Origin of the sequence: Kineococcus rubinsiae, assembly GCF_011839805.1 — a bacterium.
GTDB lineage: Bacteria > Actinomycetota > Actinomycetes > Actinomycetales > Kineococcaceae > Kineococcus > Kineococcus rubinsiae.
In genome coordinates this window covers 45580-63809 of the sequence record NZ_VWPY01000022.1, presented here as the reverse complement: position 1 = coordinate 63809, position 18230 = coordinate 45580, and the positions used below count along the sequence as shown (strand labels likewise).

At 71.6% G+C, this 18230-nt stretch carries 15 protein-coding genes; 13 read left to right on the top strand and 2 right to left on the bottom strand.

Annotation, left to right across the window (positions count from 1 at the left end; genetic code table 11):
* Window positions 1-895: 895 nt before the first annotated feature.
* The 9 genes from F1544_RS12375 to F1544_RS25395 all read left to right on the top strand — a co-directional run bounded on the left by F1544_RS12375 (window position 896) and on the right by F1544_RS25395 (window position 9518).
* Window positions 896-1471 (top strand): hypothetical protein, encoded by a 576-nt coding sequence (locus F1544_RS12375; RefSeq protein ID WP_167585781.1) that lies wholly within the window; start codon window positions 896-898, stop codon window positions 1469-1471.
* On the top strand, window positions 1468-1818 hold the full coding sequence (locus F1544_RS12370; RefSeq protein ID WP_167585779.1) for a hypothetical protein: 351 nt from the start codon (window positions 1468-1470) through the stop codon (window positions 1816-1818). Before F1544_RS12375 ends, F1544_RS12370 begins: the two co-directional genes overlap by 4 nt.
* Before the next feature lie 544 nt (window positions 1819-2362).
* Window positions 2363-3409: a DUF932 domain-containing protein gene (locus tag F1544_RS12365; RefSeq protein WP_167585777.1), complete on the top strand. Its 1047-nt coding sequence runs from the start codon at window positions 2363-2365 to the stop codon at window positions 3407-3409.
* 897 nt (window positions 3410-4306) lie between these two features.
* Window positions 4307-4969, top strand: coding sequence for a hypothetical protein (locus F1544_RS12360; RefSeq protein WP_167585775.1), 663 nt, complete (start codon window positions 4307-4309; stop codon window positions 4967-4969).
* Between the two features lie 132 nt (window positions 4970-5101).
* A complete protein-coding gene (locus F1544_RS12355; protein ID WP_167585773.1) occupies window positions 5102-5275 on the top strand; it encodes a hypothetical protein in 174 nt (57 codons plus the stop codon).
* Window positions 5276-5871: 596 nt separating this feature from the next.
* Entirely contained in the window at window positions 5872-6165 is a 294-nt protein-coding gene (locus F1544_RS12350) for a glutaredoxin family protein (protein ID WP_167585771.1), read from the top strand.
* Window positions 6166-6398: 233 nt separating this feature from the next.
* Window positions 6399-7733, top strand: coding sequence for a toprim domain-containing protein (locus F1544_RS12345; protein ID WP_167585769.1), 1335 nt, complete (start codon window positions 6399-6401; stop codon window positions 7731-7733).
* Window positions 7734-8095: 362 nt separating this feature from the next.
* A complete protein-coding gene (locus F1544_RS12340) occupies window positions 8096-9061 on the top strand; it encodes a hypothetical protein (protein ID WP_167585767.1) in 966 nt (321 codons plus the stop codon).
* 325 nt (window positions 9062-9386) lie between these two features.
* Window positions 9387-9518, top strand: a complete 132-nt coding sequence (locus F1544_RS25395; protein ID WP_280114759.1) for a hypothetical protein — start codon at window positions 9387-9389, stop codon at window positions 9516-9518.
* 441 nt (window positions 9519-9959) lie between these two features.
* Here the strand turns inward: F1544_RS25395 and F1544_RS12335 are convergent, their stop codons facing one another.
* Together F1544_RS12335 and F1544_RS12330 are read right to left on the bottom strand one after the other, a co-directional pair.
* On the bottom strand, window positions 9960-11096 hold the full coding sequence (locus F1544_RS12335) for a DUF4192 family protein (protein ID WP_167585765.1): 1137 nt from the start codon (window positions 11094-11096) through the stop codon (window positions 9960-9962).
* Between the two features lie 201 nt (window positions 11097-11297).
* On the bottom strand, window positions 11298-11660 hold the full coding sequence (locus F1544_RS12330; protein WP_167585763.1) for a hypothetical protein: 363 nt from the start codon (window positions 11658-11660) through the stop codon (window positions 11298-11300).
* Between the two features lie 444 nt (window positions 11661-12104).
* Between F1544_RS12330 and F1544_RS12325 the strand changes: the two genes are divergently transcribed.
* From F1544_RS12325 to F1544_RS12310, 4 genes are all read left to right on the top strand, one after another.
* The gene (locus tag F1544_RS12325; RefSeq protein ID WP_208971761.1) at window positions 12105-12485 is read left to right on the top strand and encodes a MobC family plasmid mobilization relaxosome protein; all 381 of its coding nucleotides are present in this window, start codon (window positions 12105-12107) and stop codon (window positions 12483-12485) included.
* On the top strand, window positions 12485-14293 hold the full coding sequence (locus F1544_RS12320) for a relaxase/mobilization nuclease domain-containing protein (protein ID WP_208971760.1): 1809 nt from the start codon (window positions 12485-12487) through the stop codon (window positions 14291-14293). Before F1544_RS12325 ends, F1544_RS12320 begins: the two co-directional genes overlap by 1 nt.
* Window positions 14294-14307: 14 nt before the next feature.
* Entirely contained in the window at window positions 14308-15708 is a 1401-nt protein-coding gene (locus F1544_RS12315) for a hypothetical protein (protein WP_167585756.1), read from the top strand.
* A gap of 118 nt (window positions 15709-15826) precedes the next feature.
* On the top strand, window positions 15827-17203 hold the full coding sequence (locus tag F1544_RS12310) for an FAD-dependent oxidoreductase (protein ID WP_167585754.1): 1377 nt from the start codon (window positions 15827-15829) through the stop codon (window positions 17201-17203).
* Window positions 17204-18230 lie beyond the last annotated feature (1027 nt).

Here is an 18230-nt window from a genome sequence, read left to right as displayed (position 1 = left end):
TCGGCGCGAGCAGCCCCATCGCGCGTTGCGCGGAAGCGGGCGGCCCTGGCGGGCCGGTGGTGTTGGTCGGGTCGGCGGTCCTCGTCGTCCTCGTTCCTCGGACGTCTGCGGGCCGGCGACCGGGTGCGAGGGGGTGTCGCTGCGCGCCCCCTCGCGCTCCCCCCAGCTGCTGCCCTGCTCCTTCGTCGCAGGGAGCGGGCGCCGCTTCGCGGCCGCGGTGTTGGTCGCGGGCCGGTGACCGCTCCTCGGGCGGTCATCGTGGCCGTGGTGGGTGGGGGTGACAAACCGGCTCGCTGCCGCTCGGGCTTCGCCTTCCCGGTTCTCGGGCTGCGCCCTCGCCCTGCGGGTGTCTCCCCCGCCCGCCGCGGCCCGGGCGTGATGCCACCCGGTCGGGTCGCCGTCCTGGTCCTGGCGGACGTGCGAGGGGGTGTCGCTGCGCCCCCTCGCGCTCCCCCCAGCCCACTCCTTCGGAGTGGCGCACTTTCGGTGCTGGCCGGGCTCGTGCCTCGCCCGGTCGGTCGGCCCTTCGGGCCGGCGCCTCAGTGGCCCTGCCCTCCCGGCGTCCGATCCTGGCCGAGCACGCGACACGGCAAGCCGAGCTCGCTGCGCTCGACCCCTGCGGTCCAGACCAACTTGGGCGCCCCGCTGCTCCCTCGTCCCTCGCTCACCCCACGCGGCCCGACCAAGATCGTCTTCCCTGCGGGGCTACCTCGGCTCGCGGCTACGCCGCGCCCTACGGGTGCCTTACGTCGCGCTTGCCCCGGCCCTGATCGACCTCGCCGGGAGGGGCCGGTGAGCGGTCGCGGCGCAGCCGCCGCACCCCCACCTCGCGCTCTCCAGGTCACCTGCTCGCACCGCCCGGTGCCAGCACTGCCACAACGGAAGGAACCACACCATGACCGACCTCACCCCGCAGGTCCAGATCGTCGACCTGCCCGTGTTCGCCGACGACCACAAGATCGGCGACCTGGTGACTCTGCACCCCGACTACGTCGGCGACAAGCACGACACCAACCGGGTCTACGAGATCACCAAGCGCCCCAGCCGATCCAGCGAACGCAACTACGTCGCCACCCCGCTGGACGGCAGCAAGGGCCTGCGCGGCCCGGCCCAGCTGTGGAAGCCGTACACCGGCGACGCAGCAGCCGCACGAGCGACCGCCGCGGCCAACAGCGTCATCGAGCCCGACTTCGGTGCCGTCGTGACCATCCTCGGGCCCAACAGCTACCCCCGCAGGCACGCGCTTCGTGGTCGTCAGCGTCCGCGACCGCCAAGCCCGCCTGGTCAAGCTCGGCGGCGACAGCGGGCGCTACCTGCGCGGCATCCCCCTCACCCGGCTGCAGATCCTCGACCCCACCACCCTGCAGCCCAGCTGAACCACCGGTGGTCGGCGGCGGATACCGCCGCCGACCACTCAGGCGCACCGCACCCCGACCCCCCAGCAATCCGTCCCGAGAGGAGCACCACGTGAACCCCGTCATCCGCGTCGTCCTCGACACGATCGCCGCCCATGTGGGCCTCATCATCACCACGGCCCCCGACGTGCGAGAGGCCACCCTTGTTCAGGCGGAAGAGCAGACCGACTCCCCGCACCTGCAGTGCCCGCACTGTGCAGCCATCGACACCCTCGCCGAAGTTGACCGTTCCACCCCGTACAACACCCTCGTGGACCTTGACTACGGCCTCGACGGTCACAGCGAAGACCTGTCCGTCGGCGTCTCCGAAGACGACCACAACTACACCACCGACCACTTCGAGTGCACGGACTGCAACGGCCACGTCACGATCCCCAGCGCCGTAGAAGTCTGCTGGGGCTGACCCGACCCCCCGACCGCCCACACCACACGACGGAGCGGCCGGGGGCTCCAGCCCGGTCGGTTGCTGTCCTGGTCCTGGCGGACGTGCGAGGGGGTGTCGCTGCGCGCCCCCTCGCGCTCCCCCTAGCCCACTCCTTCGGAGTGGCGCACCTGCGGTGCTGGCCGGGCTCGTGCCTCGCCCGGGTAGTCGGCCCTTCGGGCCGGCGTTGTTCGCTCCTGCCCCTCCCGGCGTCTCATCGTGACCGACCCCGGTGCTGAGCCAAGTCCAGGCTCGCTGCGCTCGACCGGCTACGCGTGAACCATCTTGGTCCGGGCGCTGCTCCTCGTGCCTCGTCGCAAAGACGCGACCGGCCCAAGATCGTTCGCGCTTCGGGGCAGACCTGGACTCGCGGGCGAGCCCGCGCCCTTCGGGTGGCACAGCCCCTCACGTCGGTCTCGAGGTGACTTGCCGGGAGGGGGCGGTGAGCGGTCGGCGGCGCAGCCGTCGGGTGCTCACGTCCTCGCTCCGGCCCACCCACCCGCACAGTCAGACGGAGGAACACCAGATGTCCCGTGAAACCCTCGCCATCCTGAACACGTCCACGCTGATCGGTTTCACCGACAAGCGCGGCCACGCCTGGCACTACCGCCAGGAGGACCAGGGCGAGCAGTCCAACCACTACCCGGGCGCCATCCCCGTCGCCGACGTCACCCGCCGACTGTTCGACTTCACCGCCGAGGCCAGGCCGGTCTACGTCGCGCTGCCCACCGACCTGATCACCGCCGACGCAATCGGCCCCGACGGCGCCCCGATCCGCTACGCGCAGGTCAACGACCGCCAGGCCATCACCCACAGCCGCACCGGCGACGTGTTCGGGCTGTTCACCGACGGCTACACCATCCACCAGTTCGGGGAGTGGCTGGTGGAAAGCGTGTCGCCGCTGCTCAGCGACACCATCACCATCGGATCGGCCGGGGTACTGCGCCGGGGCGCGGTGGCATGGGTGTCGGTGGAGGCACCGGAGAACCTGACCACCCGGCAGGGGGTGGAGTTCCGCCCCAACCTGCTCGCCGCGACCAGCCACGACGGGAGCCTGGCCACCACCTACAAGATGGTCGCCACCAACGTGGTCTGCGACAACACCATGAGCACCGCTCTGCGCGAGCGGGGCCCGCAGTACAAGGTCAAGCACTCGCGCTACTCCCAGATGCGCCTAGAGGACGCCCGCGACGCGCTGGGTCTACTGGAGATTACCGCGGACAACTTCACCGCCGAAGTCCAGGCCCTGTGCGAGCAGAGCGTCACCGACGCCCAGTGGAGCGCCTTCCTGGCCGCCACCGCACCCATCCCCTCCAGGCCCGGCCGCGCCCAGACCCTCGCCGTCACCAAGCAGGACGCGCTGCGCCGACTCTGGAACCACGACGCCCGCGTGTCCCCGTGGGCCCGCACCGCCTGGGGCGTGGTGCAAGCCGTGAACACCTACGTCCACCACGAGCAGACCGTCCGCGGCGCAGGCCGCGCCGAGCGCAACATGCAGCGCGCCATCACCGGCGGCGTCGACGACCTCGACCGCACCACCCTTACCACCCTGGACCGCATCCTCACCGCCTGACGGCACACCGCGGCGGCACCCCCTACACGCCCGGGGTGCCGCCGACACCCGCCGGCGCGCTTGCTCAGGGCGAAGGGTGCCACCTACTACCGCGCTGGCGCTGGCGCTGGCGCTGGCGCGGGTGGCGGGCGGCCCCGCGGGCCGGCGACCGGGTGCGAGGGGGTGTCGCTGCGCGCCCCCTCGCGCTCCCCCCAGCTGGTGCCCTGCTCCTTCGTCGCAGGGGGCGGGCGCCGCTTCGCGGCGGCGGTGTTGGTTGCGGGCCGGTGACCGCTCCTCGGGCGGTCATCGTGGCCGTGGTGGGTGGGGGTGACAAACCGGCTCGCTGCCGCTCGGGCTTCGCCTTCCCGGTTCTCGGGCTGCGCCCTCGCCCTGCGGGTGTCTCCCCCGCCCGCCGCGGCCCGGGCGTGATGCCACCCGGTCGGGTCTCCGTCCGGTGCGAGGGGGTGTCGCTGCGCGCCCCCTCGCGCTCCCCCCAGCCCGGCCGCTCCTTCGTCGCCAGGCCGGCGCCCCTGCGGTGCTGGCGCTCGTGCCTCGCGGTGGTCGGCCCTTCGGGCCGGCGTTGTTCGCTCCTGCCCCTCCCGGCGTCTCATCGTGACCGACCCCGGTGCTGAGCCAAGTCCAGGCTCGCTGCGCTCGACCGGCTACGCGAGAACCATCTTGGGCCGGTCGCTGCTCCTCGTGCCTCGTCGCGAAAAGCGCGACCGGCCCAAGATCGTTCGCGCTTCGGGGCAGACCTGGACTCGCGGGCGAGCCCGCGCCCTTCGGGTGTCACAGCCCCTCACGTCGGTCTCGAGGTGACTTGCCGGGAGGGGGCGGTGAGCGGTCGGCGGCGACAGCCGTCGAGAGCTCACGTCCCCGCACCGGCCACCTGTTCACACACCCACGGAAGGACCCACCATGCCCGAGGACGCCGAGTACAGCAGCTACATCGCGCTGAACAACCTCGACACCATGAGCACCGCCCACGTCATCGGCATCGACTCCCACACCGGTGCCGCCGAGCAGTGGTGGAACGCGGTCGATGAGCTCACCAGCAACAACAAGGAGCCGTTCGGCTTCTACGCCCAGGTCGGCACCGCCCGCCGGGTCATGGACCCCATCGAGGCGCTCAACCTCATCGACCGGTCCTGCTACTTCCTGCGCCCCGACACCTACGACGGCACCGGCCAGGACGAGCAGCCGGAGGACCGTCTACCCGGGGTGACCTACACCGACGGTGAACCCGACGTGCACGTCCTGGTCACCCTGCCCGTCTTCGACGGCGCGCTGGGCGTCCACACCGACACCATCCTCCAGCTGCTGCGCGTGGCCGGAACCGCCGAGTTCGCGTTCGCCCCGAACATCGCCCCCGGCATGGACGTCCTCCCCCACGACTGCGTCCACCTCAGCGTCAGCTACGCCGACTGCCGGCGCCCGCGCACCCTCACCCTGTGCGTCGGCAACGTCAACGACCCCGCCACGGTCAACGCCGCCGGGGGGTTCGCGCACCGCAGCATGAGCGAGCACCTGATCTTCCTCCCCGAGGGGGCGGACTTCCTGCGTGACCTCTTGCGCGCCTGAGACCTACTCACGGGCCCGGCCGCCGCACGCGCGGCGGTTAGGAGGCGGCATTGCCTGGTGCCACCCCGACCCCAGCGAAGGAGACCTGCGATGGCCAGAGGTGTGCCCCGCTACAACATCTACGCCTTGGCGGTGCCCGGCGACCCAGACGACTACCGAAGTGGGAAGGCGGGTGAGTTCTACGAGGGACTGGACAAGAAGGCCGCACAGCGGGTCGCAGCACGGTTGCGCAGCCAGGGTCGCAAGTTCAGCGTCACCGACCTCGACGTCGACCCCGCTCAGACGAAGCTGTTCGACATCTTGTAGGAGCAGACGCCTGCACCCGGTGTCCGTCATGCGGTGCTGTCACCGGGTGTAGGCGGCTCCGCGCCGCGCACGTCGCGGGTGCCGACAGCCCTGCGGGCCGGCGCTGCTACCGGTGCGAGGGGGTGTCGCTGCGCGCCCCCTCGCGCTCCCCCCAGCCCAGCCCTCCTGCGTCTTCCCGGCGCACCTGCGGTGCTGGCCGGGCTCGTGCCTCGCCCGGTCGGTCGGCCCTTCGGGCCGGTGTCCCTGTTTGCATCCCTTCCCCTCCCGGCGTTCCATCGTGGCCGCTCGCACGACGGAGCCAAGCCGAGGCGAGCTGCGCTCGACCCGCTGCGCCGAACCATCTTCGTCCCCTCGCTGCTCCTCGTCCCTCGTCGCTGAAGACGCGAGCGACCCAAGATCGTTCGCTCTTCGCCGGCGACCTCGACTCGCGGGCTAGCCCGCGCCCTACGGGTGACACCGTCGCGCTCTACAGCGGCCGCGTGGAACTACGCCGGGAGGGGGAGGGAGTTGGTCGGCGGGCGCAGTTGGCGCCGACCACCGTTTCCTCTCCGTCTCACCTATCCGCCGTTTCAGTAACCCTAGGAAGGGAACCCGTCATGAGCATCACCGTCTACAGCAGTGGTCCCACCTGCATCCGGTGCCGTCTGAGCGTCGACGTCCTGAAGCAGGCCGGGGTGACGTTCGAGGTCGTGGACATCCGCACCGACACCCGAGCACACGACTGCGTGACGCAGGAACTGGGCTACAGCCAGGCCCCCGTCGTCGTGGTGACCGACGCCCCGGCCGGCCACCAGCCGCACGAGGAAACCTCCACGACCGAGCAGCAGCACTGGAGTGGGTTTCGCCCCGACCGACTGCGCGTCCTGGCTGACGCAACCACTCCTGCTTGACGACAGTGCAGCAAGAAGTGTCGACCGCGGCCAGCGTAAACCGTTGCGGTACAGCGCTATACCGCTAGAATAGGACAGGGGTCGATGAAGCCCTTGGGGTGTCTAAATCGGGTTCATCCCGTGATCGACGCACTCACGGGAACCGTCGACATCGCCCTCACGCCCAGCTTCACTCACTGGTTCTGAAGCCAGCAGCCCACAGCAGCCAACAGTCATCGAGGAGGACACCCGCCATGACCGCCACCCCCACCCACCGCAGCGTCTGGCTCAAGATCCAGCCCGCGTCGCGCTCGAACGCACGGGGTGCGGCTACGGCCGTCCGCCGCGGTGGCACCGAGTGCAGGAACCGCCTCATCAGCAGAGCTCTGCAGCAGGCGTGCGACCGCGCCGCGGCCAACGGACTCATCCCCGTGCAGTTCCTCCAGGAAGATCCCTCCACCGTGGAGCAGGACATGACCGAGACCGATGTCGTGGAGGAGACCGTGGACGAGCTGGCAGTGCTGCGCGCCGTCGCGGCCGACGCCGCCACCTTCTTCCGCGCCTGCTTGGTTGAGCCCACCGCGGGCCGTCGCACACGGCGTGCGCTGGCCGCCCGCCGCCTGCCGATCCTCACCGCCGCCGACGGCATCGGCTACGCCCCCGAGGGCTGGACCGCACTGACCACCCACCTGCAGGGCCTGGGCTACACCGACGAGCACCTGCTCGCCGCCGGGGTGAGTGTCCGCAGCCGCACCACCCACCTCATCGACCGCTTCCGCGCCCGCATCACCTTCGCCGTCCACGACGCCGCCGGCGACGTCGTCGGCTTCACCGCCCGCGCCTTCGACGAGGACCGCGCCGCGGCCGCCGCAGCTGGGCACGACCTGCCCAAGTACCTCAACACCTGCGAGACCGCCCTGTACCGCAAGCGTGAGGTCCTCTACGGCCTCACCCCGCAGGTCCGCCGGCTGCTGGGCGCCGGTGCCCTGCCGGTCCTGGTGGAAGGTCCCACCGACGCCCTGGCCATCACCCTCGCCGGCGCCGGGAGCTACGTCGGGATCGCCAGCTGCGGCACCGCACTGACCAGCGAGCACCTCGACCTCCTCCACGACGTCCTCCAGGTGAACACCACGGGCCAGGGTCACGACACCAGCCTGGGCACCAGCGGCCTGGGCCGTCGGGGCCTGGCCGTCGCCTTCGACTGCGACAAGGCAGGGCGCGGCGCTGCTCGACGGGCCTTCGAGCTCGCCACCGCCCGCGGCCTGCGGCTGCTGGAGGTCACCCTGCCCGAAGGGGGCGACCCGGCGAGCCTGCCCCGCACCCAGCTGGCCGAGCTGCTCGAGCACGTCCAGCACACGCCCCTGGTCTTGAGCCTCATCCGCGACGCCGTCACCCCCTGGACCGGGCGGCTGCACGAAGACACCAGCCAGCTGAACGCGGTGCGCGCCGCCGTCCGCCTCATCGACCCCGTCCATGACGACCTCGACATGGGCCAGTGCCTGGCCGCAGTGGCCGTGGCTACCGGCGCCGACGCGGGGTGCGTGGTGGACGAACTGCTGGACCACCGCACCAACAGCGCAACGGCCTAAGCGCCGGACCACTCTTCGCCATGCTCCGCCCGGATCTGGCTAGCGACCTGGAAGGACCACACGAGATGAACGACACCGCCACCGCCAAGCCGGCCGCTACGAAGCCAGTCAGCGACGACGTCGCCGCGCTGCGCCTGGCCGTAGCCGCCGTACGCCTACGCCGCCGCGGGCACGGCGTGGGAGGGCCGCGCCCTCTACTTCCCCAGCCGCTGAGTCCACGCAAGGGTTCCGAAAGGCCCCGGCGAGCCCGCACTCAGCGCGCTGCCGCTGCCGTCGCCCCGTCCGCCCGCCCGTCTGTCCGCCCGCCCGCATCGGGAGTGAACCGAGGGGTCGGTGACACCTCGACGGGCACAATCAGGTCCGTGAGGATCGCGTACTGGACGCCAGAGGAGGAGGCCCGACTCGTGCGCGGCCTGCGCGACGGACTGACCATCGACGACCTCGCCGCGGCCCACCAGCGCACCCCCACCGCGATCCTGGCCCGAGCGGCCCGCATGACCCCGGAGGAGACCTCCCACCTCAAGCGTGAGCAGCGGGTGGAGTGGCTGCGCGAGCAGCTGCTCACCGATCGCGACTACGACTGGGCGACGGCACTGGCGACCACTCGTCGGCGCCAGCACGCCGAAGTCCTCGCCCTCGCCCCGCACACCGGTGCGATCTGGACGCCGGCCGAGGACGACCAGGTCCGCGCCGCCATCCACGCCGGCATCCCCACCAGCGAGCTCGCCGCGCAGCTGAAGCGCTCCCGCAAGAGCACCGCTCGGCGCCTGCACGACCTGCGCCAGGACACCGGCGCGTCGTCCACCGTGAGCTCGGCCGAGTCTGAGTCGAGGACCCTCCGACCCACCAGCAGCTCGACGATCGCGGCATCAGCGGCCAGCCCGGCCGCAACGCTGCCCGCCGAGCGCGCACCGGCCGCCGCGGCTGCCGTGGGCGGCGCACACGGGCAGCCGTGGGCGGAGGAGGAGACCTTCGCGCTGCTCGAGGAGCTGCGGCAGGGGATGAGCGTCGACGACGTCGCCGCCGTCCACGGGCGCAGCGTCCGCGCGATCCACGGCCGAGCCGCCGGCATCCTCGCCCAGCTCACCGGCCGCAAGCACGCCCTCACCAACGCCGCCGAGCTGCTGCAGGCACGTCTCACCCAGAGCAGCACCACCACCACGGCGGCCACGACCACGGCGGCCGCCACCACGGCGGCCGCCACCACGGCGGCCGCCGCAGCGTCGGCTACCGCCACGACGTCCAGTCCGCCCGCAGCCTCCACGAGCGACGCCGATGCCCGCGCCCTCGTGAGCACTGTCCTGGGGGCGACCTCCTTGGACACCTGAACGCCCGGCCACCGACCAGCTCCGTCGACGCACCCAGCCTGGACGCAGCGCTCGTCACTGGGCCTCGCCGCATCGACCTCACCCGGGCCGCGTCGAGCAGGTTGGGGCGGACCGCGCGGGACCAGGCCATCCGGTTCGGGCCGGAGTCCCGCGTCCAGCTCTGCCGAGGTGAGGTGTCGACCCTCACGGTCCACGACGGCCTCGGGTTCCACCTCGACGACGTCTCCGTCAGGTCACCGGCGTCAGCGACGGGACGGACCTGGAGGTCACCTTCACCGCCGCCTACTTCAACGACGCCTTGACTGCGCTCAGGAGTGCGATCGTCATGACCAGCGCGGCGGCGGCGAGCGATGACGTCGATGACCGCACGTTGCCGTGGACCTTCATCGGCACCGCGCCCGTCACCGTGGCGGTGGCGCCGGTGCGACCGACTCGTCCTCGTATCGGTGGAGTCTGATCCGCTCCTCTAGGGCGCTTTTCTCAGCCCACGGCTGCGTTGCAGCATCGAGAAGCAGCCCGCTACGGCAGGTGCCACCGGTAGCCGGGAGCCACCGGCCGGGCGTCAGCAGTACGCGGTCTCCGTCGACCACCCCGACGTGAGGCTGTGCACGGCCAGCGGATGCCTGTGGTGAGGTACGCGGAGTGGTGCACCTGCTGGCGGTGTGCAGCCGGGCTGATGGGCCCCGCTATCCCCCTGTGGGCGGGACGAGCCGCGAAGCGGTGGGAGCTCGTGCCGTCCACAGACATCAGGGGGCACTCACGCACACCGCGCTGCCCAGGTGGCTGCAGCGCCTCTTGGTAGCCGGGCGTCGGTGCCCTGCGCGCGGCATCCTGAGGCAGACGGCCCGCGCGTTGTTCCCGTCGCGCGCGGGCCGTCCGTCGCGTGAGGAGCCGACTTTCAACGCTCAAGCGGAGGCTTGTCAGTAGGGCTGGCGGTGGGGAATGTGGGGCGTGGCGACGGCCCGGTCTGGCGGGTCTGCTCGCTGGCCGCGTCTGCGCTTGAGCGTGACTGGGTAGAGCGCGAGGTTGCGCTGGGGAAGGCGGCTGCGGAGGTCCGCGCGATGTCGGCGACGGTCCAGCGTTCGTCGGCGACGCGCAGCGTGTCGGTGAAGTCGGCGGTGACGGCGGCGCGCAGTTGGTGGCCGTTGAGGCCGGCGTGCGCGGCGGCTTCGACCAGTCCGGTCAGTGACGCGTTCGGCCCGGTGCGGTCGGCGTGGGCGAGGACGGAGCTGACGGCGCTGAGAGGGGCGCCGTCCATGAACATGGCCGCGGCCGCGGCGCTAGCGCACGCCGGTCGTAGCTCAGGGGGCGCGCCGCGGTAGACGTCGATGAGTGCGGTGACCCGTGCGCTGTCGGTGGCCGCAGCGACGAGGACCGCGTCACGGGTGGTCAGGTCGACGGTGACCAGGTGGGCGAGGACGGCCTGCTTGGCAGGGTCGCTACCGCGCGCTTGCGCGAGTTGGTCGAGGTAGCGAGCGGCGACGTCGGCGCGCAGCGACGGCCTGGCGTGCACGCCGATGGCGTCGGCCTGGTCGGGCCGTAGCGCGGTGAAGGTGGCCGTGGTCAGGGGTGCGTAGCGGGCACTGAACTCTTCACGGTTGGCCGCGGGTGTGGCGCGCTCGCGCAGCACGGTGCGCGCCGCCGTGTCGGGCAGCTGCCGCGAGCTCGACCACGCCACGTCGTCGTGGGCGAGGGTCCGTACGCGGGTGCCTTCGATGTGCGCCAGGTAGAACACGTGGGTGGGCCCGTCGGTCAGCGCGGTGCGCAGCTGCGCGGCGTTGACGTCGCCTGCTGGGCCGTAGCCGGTGAGCACGATCATCGCGGTCTCGTACTCACGCTGGGGCCGCCGAAGCTGAGCGGCGACGTCCTGAAGCAGGGCCGTGCGGTCGCCGCCTTCGGGGAGGTCGACGACGGCGTTGAACTGGAAGCGGTGGGAGGCGCTGAACGCGCTGACGACGACCGCGCCAGGCGCCGGCTGGTAGCCGATCTGACCGGGCAGATCGGCAACGAAGGTGTCGCCGTCCAGCCGTTCCACGGGACGCTCCTGGGGGCTCACGAAGCATCGCCACCGCCGACCCAGCGAGCCAGGTCGATGGTGTCGTGTGCGGTCGCCTCTGGCGCGGCGTGCTCCAGGTCGTCGAGGGCACGCGGCGGCTTCCTGTCGCGGGGTCCAGCCGCGGTTGGTGCCGCCGGAAGGCGCGCTGACGCCGCCGCGAGGTGATGTTCCACCACGGACTCAGGCACTGACGGCTTCGCGGTTGCGCACGTCCGGCGACTTACTCGCACCGTCGACCTCGGTACGCCGGGCCCCACGCGCTCGGCGCTGCTTGTCCGGCTCCGTGAAGCCGATCTTTCGCAGCTCTTCCGGAGTCCAACCCGCACTCAGGGCGGCGCGATGTGCCTTGACCCCCGCGGCCTCTGCGGCGCTGACTTCCAACGTCACCTGCTCACGAAGAGACGCAAGCTTTCGCTCCCCCTCGTCTCGCACGTCGGCGGCGCTCTGGAGCGCCTCCGCCAAGGCGCGAACTGCGGCGATCCGGGCGTCGTTCGAGCGCGTCGCGCGCGCGACGGCATCTTCGATGCGAGGTCCTCTGTTCATACCCGCAGGATAGTGACTTCTCTTCTGTGAGTCGAGACAGGGCAGCGGCCTGGTGGCCGTCCCGTCGCGGCTTTGCCGCGAGTCTCCCCGCTGTCGCGGTGAGACGAGTGACCGGAGCCCCGGGCGGAGCAAGCTATACATTTAGGTTCCCTAAATGGCCTGTCCCTCTCGACCTGCGGTCGGTGAGAGGGCACACTGGTCGTGTGATCCCCGTGGGCGGGGTCGCTGCGCTGGGCCGGAGAGGGGCAGGGCATGGGTGAGTCTGTGGAGGCTGAGACCACGCTGGAGGCGTCGGTGTCTGCGTCCGCATCCACCCCTGCGTCTGCCTCCCCCGCTGCCCCCGAGGTCGGGTCAGCACCGGGTCCTGCTTCTGGGCCGGGGGGCCGGTTGTTCGCGCGCCGGCGGCGGGCAAACGCGGCGGGTGGGCGTCAGTACTTCCACAAGGTGAAGGTGACGCCGGAGGAGGAGGGGACGCTGGCGCGGTTGGCGTTGGCGCAGCGGGTGACGATCCCTCGCCTGCTGGTGGAGTCGGCGCTGTCGGCGCAGACCTCGGAGACCCCCACGGAGCGGCGCAACGCGTTGGCTGAGCTGTTCGCGGTGCACCGCCTGCTGGCGGCGATCTCGAACAACGTCAACCAGATCGCGCGGGCCACCAACGCCACCGGCGAGATGGGCGAGGACCTGGCGGCGACGCTTCGCGCGGTGCGCCGTACCGCGGAGCGGATCGACGCGACGGTGGACGCGCTCAGCGGCATCCCGGCCACGCCGGCACCGGTCACTCTGCCGTCTACTGGGGCACCGGGGAGTGGGGTGTCTCGGCGGTGATGCCGAACGTCGTCCGCGGGGACCGGATGGCCGGTCTGCTGGTGTACCTGGCCGGGCCCGGGCGGACCAACGAGCACACCGAACCGCACCTGGTCGCGGGCGACCAAGCGTTGCTGACTTGGTACGGCGACAACGAGCTGGACCGCGACTCCGCGCTGGCGATCGCCCGTCACCTGGACCGGCCCGCCAAGGCCTTCGGTGTTGAGATTCCCGGCGGGCACGTGTGGCACTGCTCGCTGTCGCTGAGCGCTGAGGAAGGGATGCTCAGCGACGAGCGCTGGGCCGAGATCGCCGGCGACATCGTCACCGCGATGGGCTTCGATGACCACCAGGGCACAAAGGCTGCGTGCCGGTGGGCAGCGGTGCGCCACGGGGTCTCCGGCAACGGCAACGACCACGTCCACCTGGCGGTGAACCTGGTCCGTGAGGACGGCACCAAGGCGTCGGTGCACAACGACTTCAAGAGCGCCCAGACCGCCTCGCGGGCGCTGGAGGTGAAGTACGGGCTGCAGCGCCTGGAGTCGGTCACCGCCGAGCGTTCCACGCGTGGCTTCAAGCCCGCCGAGCGTGAGGCCCAGGCACGCGCCCGTGCGCAGGCCAAGCACGAACGCCTGCGCACCACGCGCGCGGCCGGGACGGTCGTCCCGGGCCTGCCGGTGGGTGCACCGGTGCCGGCGTGGGAGCAGCTCAGTGGTGCGCAGCGCCAGCAGCGGATCGCCGCTGAGCTGCGCGCCGCTCAGCCCCGTGAAGCGCTGGCGTTGCGGGTGCGCGCGGCAGCGACCGCGGCCGCCGACGAGGCCGAGTTCGTGCGCCGAATGCGCCGCTCCGGGCTCCTCGTGCGGGCACGCTTCGCGGAGGGCACCACCGACGTCATCACCGGCTACTCCGTGGCCGCCAGGCCCGAGCACGGTGAGCGCCCGATCTGGTACGGCGGCGGTCACCTGGGCCGCGACCTGACCCTTCCCCGGCTGCGCAGTGAGTGGGAAGACACCCCCACCGGCGCCAGCGCCGCGGCCGCGGAATGGACCGCCGCCAAGCGCGGTCGCCGCGTCGTGGCAGCGGGCCGAGAGACCCACGAAGTCACCCCGCAGGAGTGGGCCGAGCAGGACGCCAAGCTGCGCGAGCTCGTCGACCGACTGCGCGAGGTTCCGGTACAGGACCGCGACACCTGGGCGACCGTCGCGCGCCAGACCGCGGGGGCGTTGGCGGCCTGGTCCACGGCCACCGAAGCGGTGCCCGGTGACCTCGCCGCGGCCGCCGAGGCGCTGTCCCGTTCGGCGCAGACCTACCGGCGCACCACTCCCCCATCCAAGGCCGGCACCCACGCCATCACCGGCCTGGCGATGCTCGCGGCCAGCGTCAGCCGAGGCGGTCAAGGACCCATCGGGCAGGCCGCGCTGATCAGCTCCGTGCTGCGCCTGACCCAGGCCGTCTACGACCACGCGGTGGTCAGCGAGCAGCACCACCAAGCACGGCTGCTGGCCGGTGAGACCCGGGCCCAGCTGATGCGCGTCCGCGCCGCGCACAGCGTCACGCAGCACCCGGCACCGCGGCCTGCGGGTGGGGCCGCCGAGGTGGGCAGCGGGCCGGCTACGGCGACCGCGACGTTGCAGCGGCCCGCGTCCTACGCCCAGCCCGAGCCCGCGGCTGAACCGCCGGTGAGTGCGGAGGTGAAGGAGATGCTGGAGCGGATGAACGCGGCCTTCCCGCAGGCACCACGCCCCGGCTCGCCCCTTCCGTCGAAGCTGGCCGACCAGCGCGCCAAGCAGCACACCAACCCGTCCGCGGACCGCGGTCAGGAACGCTAGGAGAGGAGCCGGCGATGCCCGAAGGCGATGGGATCGAGGAGACGGTCCAAGGTCAGCTCCGTGTATGGCTGACCACGGCTGCGCAGCTGGCAGAAGTCGCACTGCGGGCACGTGAGGAGGCGCTGCGGCGGATGCAGGTCGCCGCCGAGCGGGAGGCGAAGGAGCTGGCGTCGCGGCTGGCTGCGGAGCAGCGTGCGGCGCAGGCCGAGCTGGCCAACGTGCACCGCAACGAGTGGTGGGAGCGGGCTACCCCGCAGGACATCGCCCACGCCTACACGACGGCGCGCTCGTGGGCGTCGGAGCTGCCCGAAGCGGCGCAGGCGCAAGACCGGGTGCGGTCGGAGATGCGGACCCGTTACGACGTCGACCCCGAGACCTACCTCGCCGCGGTGGCAGCCGAGGCAGCTGGCGCGGAGACCGCACGGCGGCAGGCTGAGGCCGCCCAGGTCTTTCCCACGTCGGAGTGGATTGAGACTAGTCACGAGGCGTTCGATCGGGTCCGACTGAACAAGGACCAGGCGCTGACGCAGCTGGAGCAGATGGCCAGTAGCACCGACACTCAGCCTGCTGCCGGTACCAAACTGGGCGACGCGAAGGGCTGGGTTGGTCGCGACTACGACGTGGACCAGGCCATCGCCGCGAAGTTCCCCCAGCTCCTCGACGACGCCGACCGCGCTCGGTTGGAAGGAGAGACCGAACGGCGCCGAGAGGCCACAGACCGGGCCGAGGCGGAGCGCCTGACCGCCGATGCCGCGCAGGAGGACCGCCGCGCGGAAGCAGCACGCAGCGAGACCACTACGACCGGGGTCGACAGCACAGACCCCCGCGTCGACGCCGCCGCTGTCGTCGCCGCGGCCGCCGTCGTCGGCGCAGAGCGTGCCGGCGCGGGCAGTGCGCCGCTCGGCGCTGAGGGCAGCGCGGAGCGAATGCGCGACCTCATCCGCGGGCAGCTGCGCGGTGGGGCTGATCGTGAGCGAGACGCCACCTCCCCCGCTGACGCGCAGGCCCCCGTGACGGCCGAGCGGGACAGCCAGAGCGCCGATGCCTCGCCCCTCGACAACGACGTGCCCAGCACGACGGGCAACCCCTGGATGCAGGCTGGTGGTCCTGCCGCCACTCCCAGGCCGGCAGCCCCGGCGCCGGGGGCCGAGGAGCACGCCGCGCAGGGTGCAGGCGCGGCTCGCGGTGAGTCCGCAGTGCTCTACGCCAGCGCCGAGCGTCGCCGTGGGGTCGCCGCAGCTCTGGAGGCCAAAGGCATCGACTCCGAGACGGTCGCTGCCCACCTGGCCGCTGACGTCGCGCAGGGCAGACCCGCCAGCGACGCCGTCAAGGACACCGATCGCGGTGCCCCCAAGGCTCGCAAGCACCGTGGGACCGGGGCCCAGCAGAAGCAGCGCGGCGAGCTGAGCCGGTAGGCCGCACTCGCTGCGGCGCTCGATCGGGTCGGCCTTCATGCCCGGGGTCGGCCCGTTCTTGCGTCCGCACCACACGCCTCCGTGATGGCCCGCGGGGTGCTCGTGGGCGAGGAGATGGATGACCGAGGATGGGGTGGTGAGTCTTCCCCGTACGAGCCGCGCCTCGACCCCCGGACACGCTGTGGTGATCGGAGCCAGCGTGGCCGGCTTGTGCGCGGCGGCGGCAGCGAGCTCCGCCGGATGGCGCGTGACTCTCCTCGAGCGCGATGCCCTGCCCGATGGGCCCGTAGCCAGACGTGGGGTGCCCCAGAGCGGCCAGAGCCACATCCTGCTGATGCGAGGCCGCCTGGCCCTGGAGGAGCTGTTCCCCGGCGTCGGCGCAGAGTTGAGCGCCGCGGGAGCACCGCACTTCCAGATGGGACGGATGCCGCTGCTGGGCGCAGACGGATGGGCGCCGATCGGGGACTACGGCCTGGACCTGCTGTGCGCTAGCCGCCCCCTGATTGAGCACACCATCCGCCACCGCGTCCAAGCCATGCCCCGGGTAGCCATGACCACCCGGGCCCGAGTCAACGGCCTGACGCAGACCCCTGACGGGGCCTGGCAGGTGTCCTACGACCACGCCGACGCCACCGAGGAACTGCGAGCTGAACTGGTCATCGACGCCTCTGGCCGGTCCTCGAGGCTGCCGACGTGGCTGGCGGAACTAGGCGTCCCTGAAGCGAAGACCGTCACCGTCGATGCGCAGGTCGGCTACGCCACGCGGCGCTACACCAGCACCCGTGCCCCAGGTCCAGGGGTGCTCATGATGATCAGCCCGACCCGGCCCCGCGGCTGCATGGTCGGACCCATCGAAGACGGACAGTGGCTCGTCACCACCGTCGGGGTCGGTGCCGACCGCCCCGGACGCGACGAGGACGCCTTCGACCAGCACCTGGCCTCGATGCCGCCCACTTCCGCGCTGGAGGCGGTGCGGGAGATGACCCCAGTGGGCGAGGTCGCGGTCCACCGCCAGACCGCGAACGTCCGTCACCGCTACGAGGACGTCCGCCGCTGGCCGCAGGGGCTGCTGGCGGTTGGGGACTCTCTGTGCGCGGTCAACCCGGTTTACGGCCACGGCATCACCGTCGCCGCATGCCAGGGCCTGCGACTGCGCACCGCGCTGCGAGCTGGCCGGTCGACCTCCACCACACAGCGGCAGATCGCCCAGGTCACCAACCTGCCGTGGACGATGGCCACCTCCCAGGACCGGATGTACGCCACCAGCTCCGAACCGGCTCGTCTACAGGAGGCGCTGATCGGAGCGTGGGGGGACCAGGTGGGCCGACTGGCGATGCGCGGGAGCTTGCCGGCTGCCGAGGTCATGCAGCGTGTCGGGCATCTAGTGAGCCCGCCAACCGCCATGTTCAGTCCGCGAATGGTGGCGGGTGTGGCCCGAGCGCAGTTGCGGCGTCGCCGTGGCACCACCCGCGGGATTGCTGCGCGCGTCGTCTAGGTGCGGGTTCAGGGTGCACAGCGCGGCCAGCGTCAGCGGAGCGAGACAGCCCGCTCCGCTGACGCGCTTCGGCCGCTAGATGAGGCCAGGACCAGGCATCGTCTCCTCCCGCCGACCGTCGGGGCTCTGGACGAACCGCGGCCTCCTCGGTAGCAACATCCTTCCTGAGATCAGCAACCCGCCGGCCGTAGCCATCGCATCCGTCTGCTTGGCGAATAGGCCGCCCACCGCCACAACGGCACCAGCGGTCAGCAGTAGCCAGGCCAGTAGTCGTTGTGTGAGGAGCAAGCCCCACCCTCTGGCCTTGGGCACTGAGGACGTGGTGCACTGGCAATGCGAAGGTCGTCGCGACATGAGCGCCGCCTTTCCGGTTGAGGTACCAACAGGTGAGTGATCGCTTGCTGCGGTGGTGGGTGGCCGCCCATCACCGCAGCGTCGGCAGGTTGTCCGCACATGCGAAGCGGACAGCCTCCCGACGCCGACGCTTACCAGCTGGCGCGTGGGTCCCCGCTCCAGGTGCTTCCGTCGACATGACTGACTCTCCGGGGAAGGCCCTCGACCAGGCGACAACGTGTGGAGCTAGTAGCTAAGACGCGCGGAGCTCCCTATACAGCTACGCTTCGAGTCTTCGATGTATAGGGAGCTCCGGCAGTCGTAGCTCCACCGGTGAATGGAGGTCTCGCTGCGGTGCGTGTGGCACCCTCCGAGTCCGAGGACAGCCGAACCCCCGATCAACGCCGCCACCAGCTGTGGGCTGAGGCCGCTGGCGAGAGGGGCCGGACGGACCGCCGCGCTCGAAGGAAGCTGCTGCAGAAGCGCCGTCCAGCGGTCACGGAGGCAACTAGGACACTCCGCCAAGAGCAGCGGGTCGGGCCCGCGGATAAGGCCGACTCCATCTGGCTCAGGCCCGCCTTCGTCTTCACAGACATCCAGGACGCGCAGCTACCTGGCCCGGATCCAGCACTTCACCCGCAGCGGAAAACAGGTCTACTCGGGGCAGCCGTGCGCGAGAAGGTCCTACAGAGAC

Excerpts from the sequence above, each read along its gene's own strand:
- F1544_RS12375 (WP_167585781.1), top strand. The coding sequence starts at position 896 with ATGACCGACCTCACCCCGCAGGTCCAGATCGTCGACCTGCCCGTGTTC.
- F1544_RS12365 (WP_167585777.1), top strand. The coding sequence starts at position 2,363 with ATGTCCCGTGAAACCCTCGCCATCCTGAACACGTCCACGCTGATCGGT.
- F1544_RS12360 (WP_167585775.1), top strand. The coding sequence starts at position 4,307 with ATGCCCGAGGACGCCGAGTACAGCAGCTACATCGCGCTGAACAACCTC.
- F1544_RS12350 (WP_167585771.1), top strand. The coding sequence starts at position 5,872 with ATGAGCATCACCGTCTACAGCAGTGGTCCCACCTGCATCCGGTGCCGT.
- F1544_RS12345 (WP_167585769.1), top strand. The coding sequence starts at position 6,399 with ATGACCGCCACCCCCACCCACCGCAGCGTCTGGCTCAAGATCCAGCCC.
- F1544_RS25395 (WP_280114759.1), top strand. The coding sequence starts at position 9,387 with ATGACCAGCGCGGCGGCGGCGAGCGATGACGTCGATGACCGCACGTTG.
- F1544_RS12330 (WP_167585763.1), bottom strand. The coding sequence starts at position 11,660 with ATGAACAGAGGACCTCGCATCGAAGATGCCGTCGCGCGCGCGACGCGC.
- F1544_RS12320 (WP_208971760.1), top strand. The coding sequence starts at position 12,485 with ATGCCGAACGTCGTCCGCGGGGACCGGATGGCCGGTCTGCTGGTGTAC.
- F1544_RS12315 (WP_167585756.1), top strand. The coding sequence starts at position 14,308 with ATGCCCGAAGGCGATGGGATCGAGGAGACGGTCCAAGGTCAGCTCCGT.
- F1544_RS12310 (WP_167585754.1), top strand. The coding sequence starts at position 15,827 with ATGACCGAGGATGGGGTGGTGAGTCTTCCCCGTACGAGCCGCGCCTCG.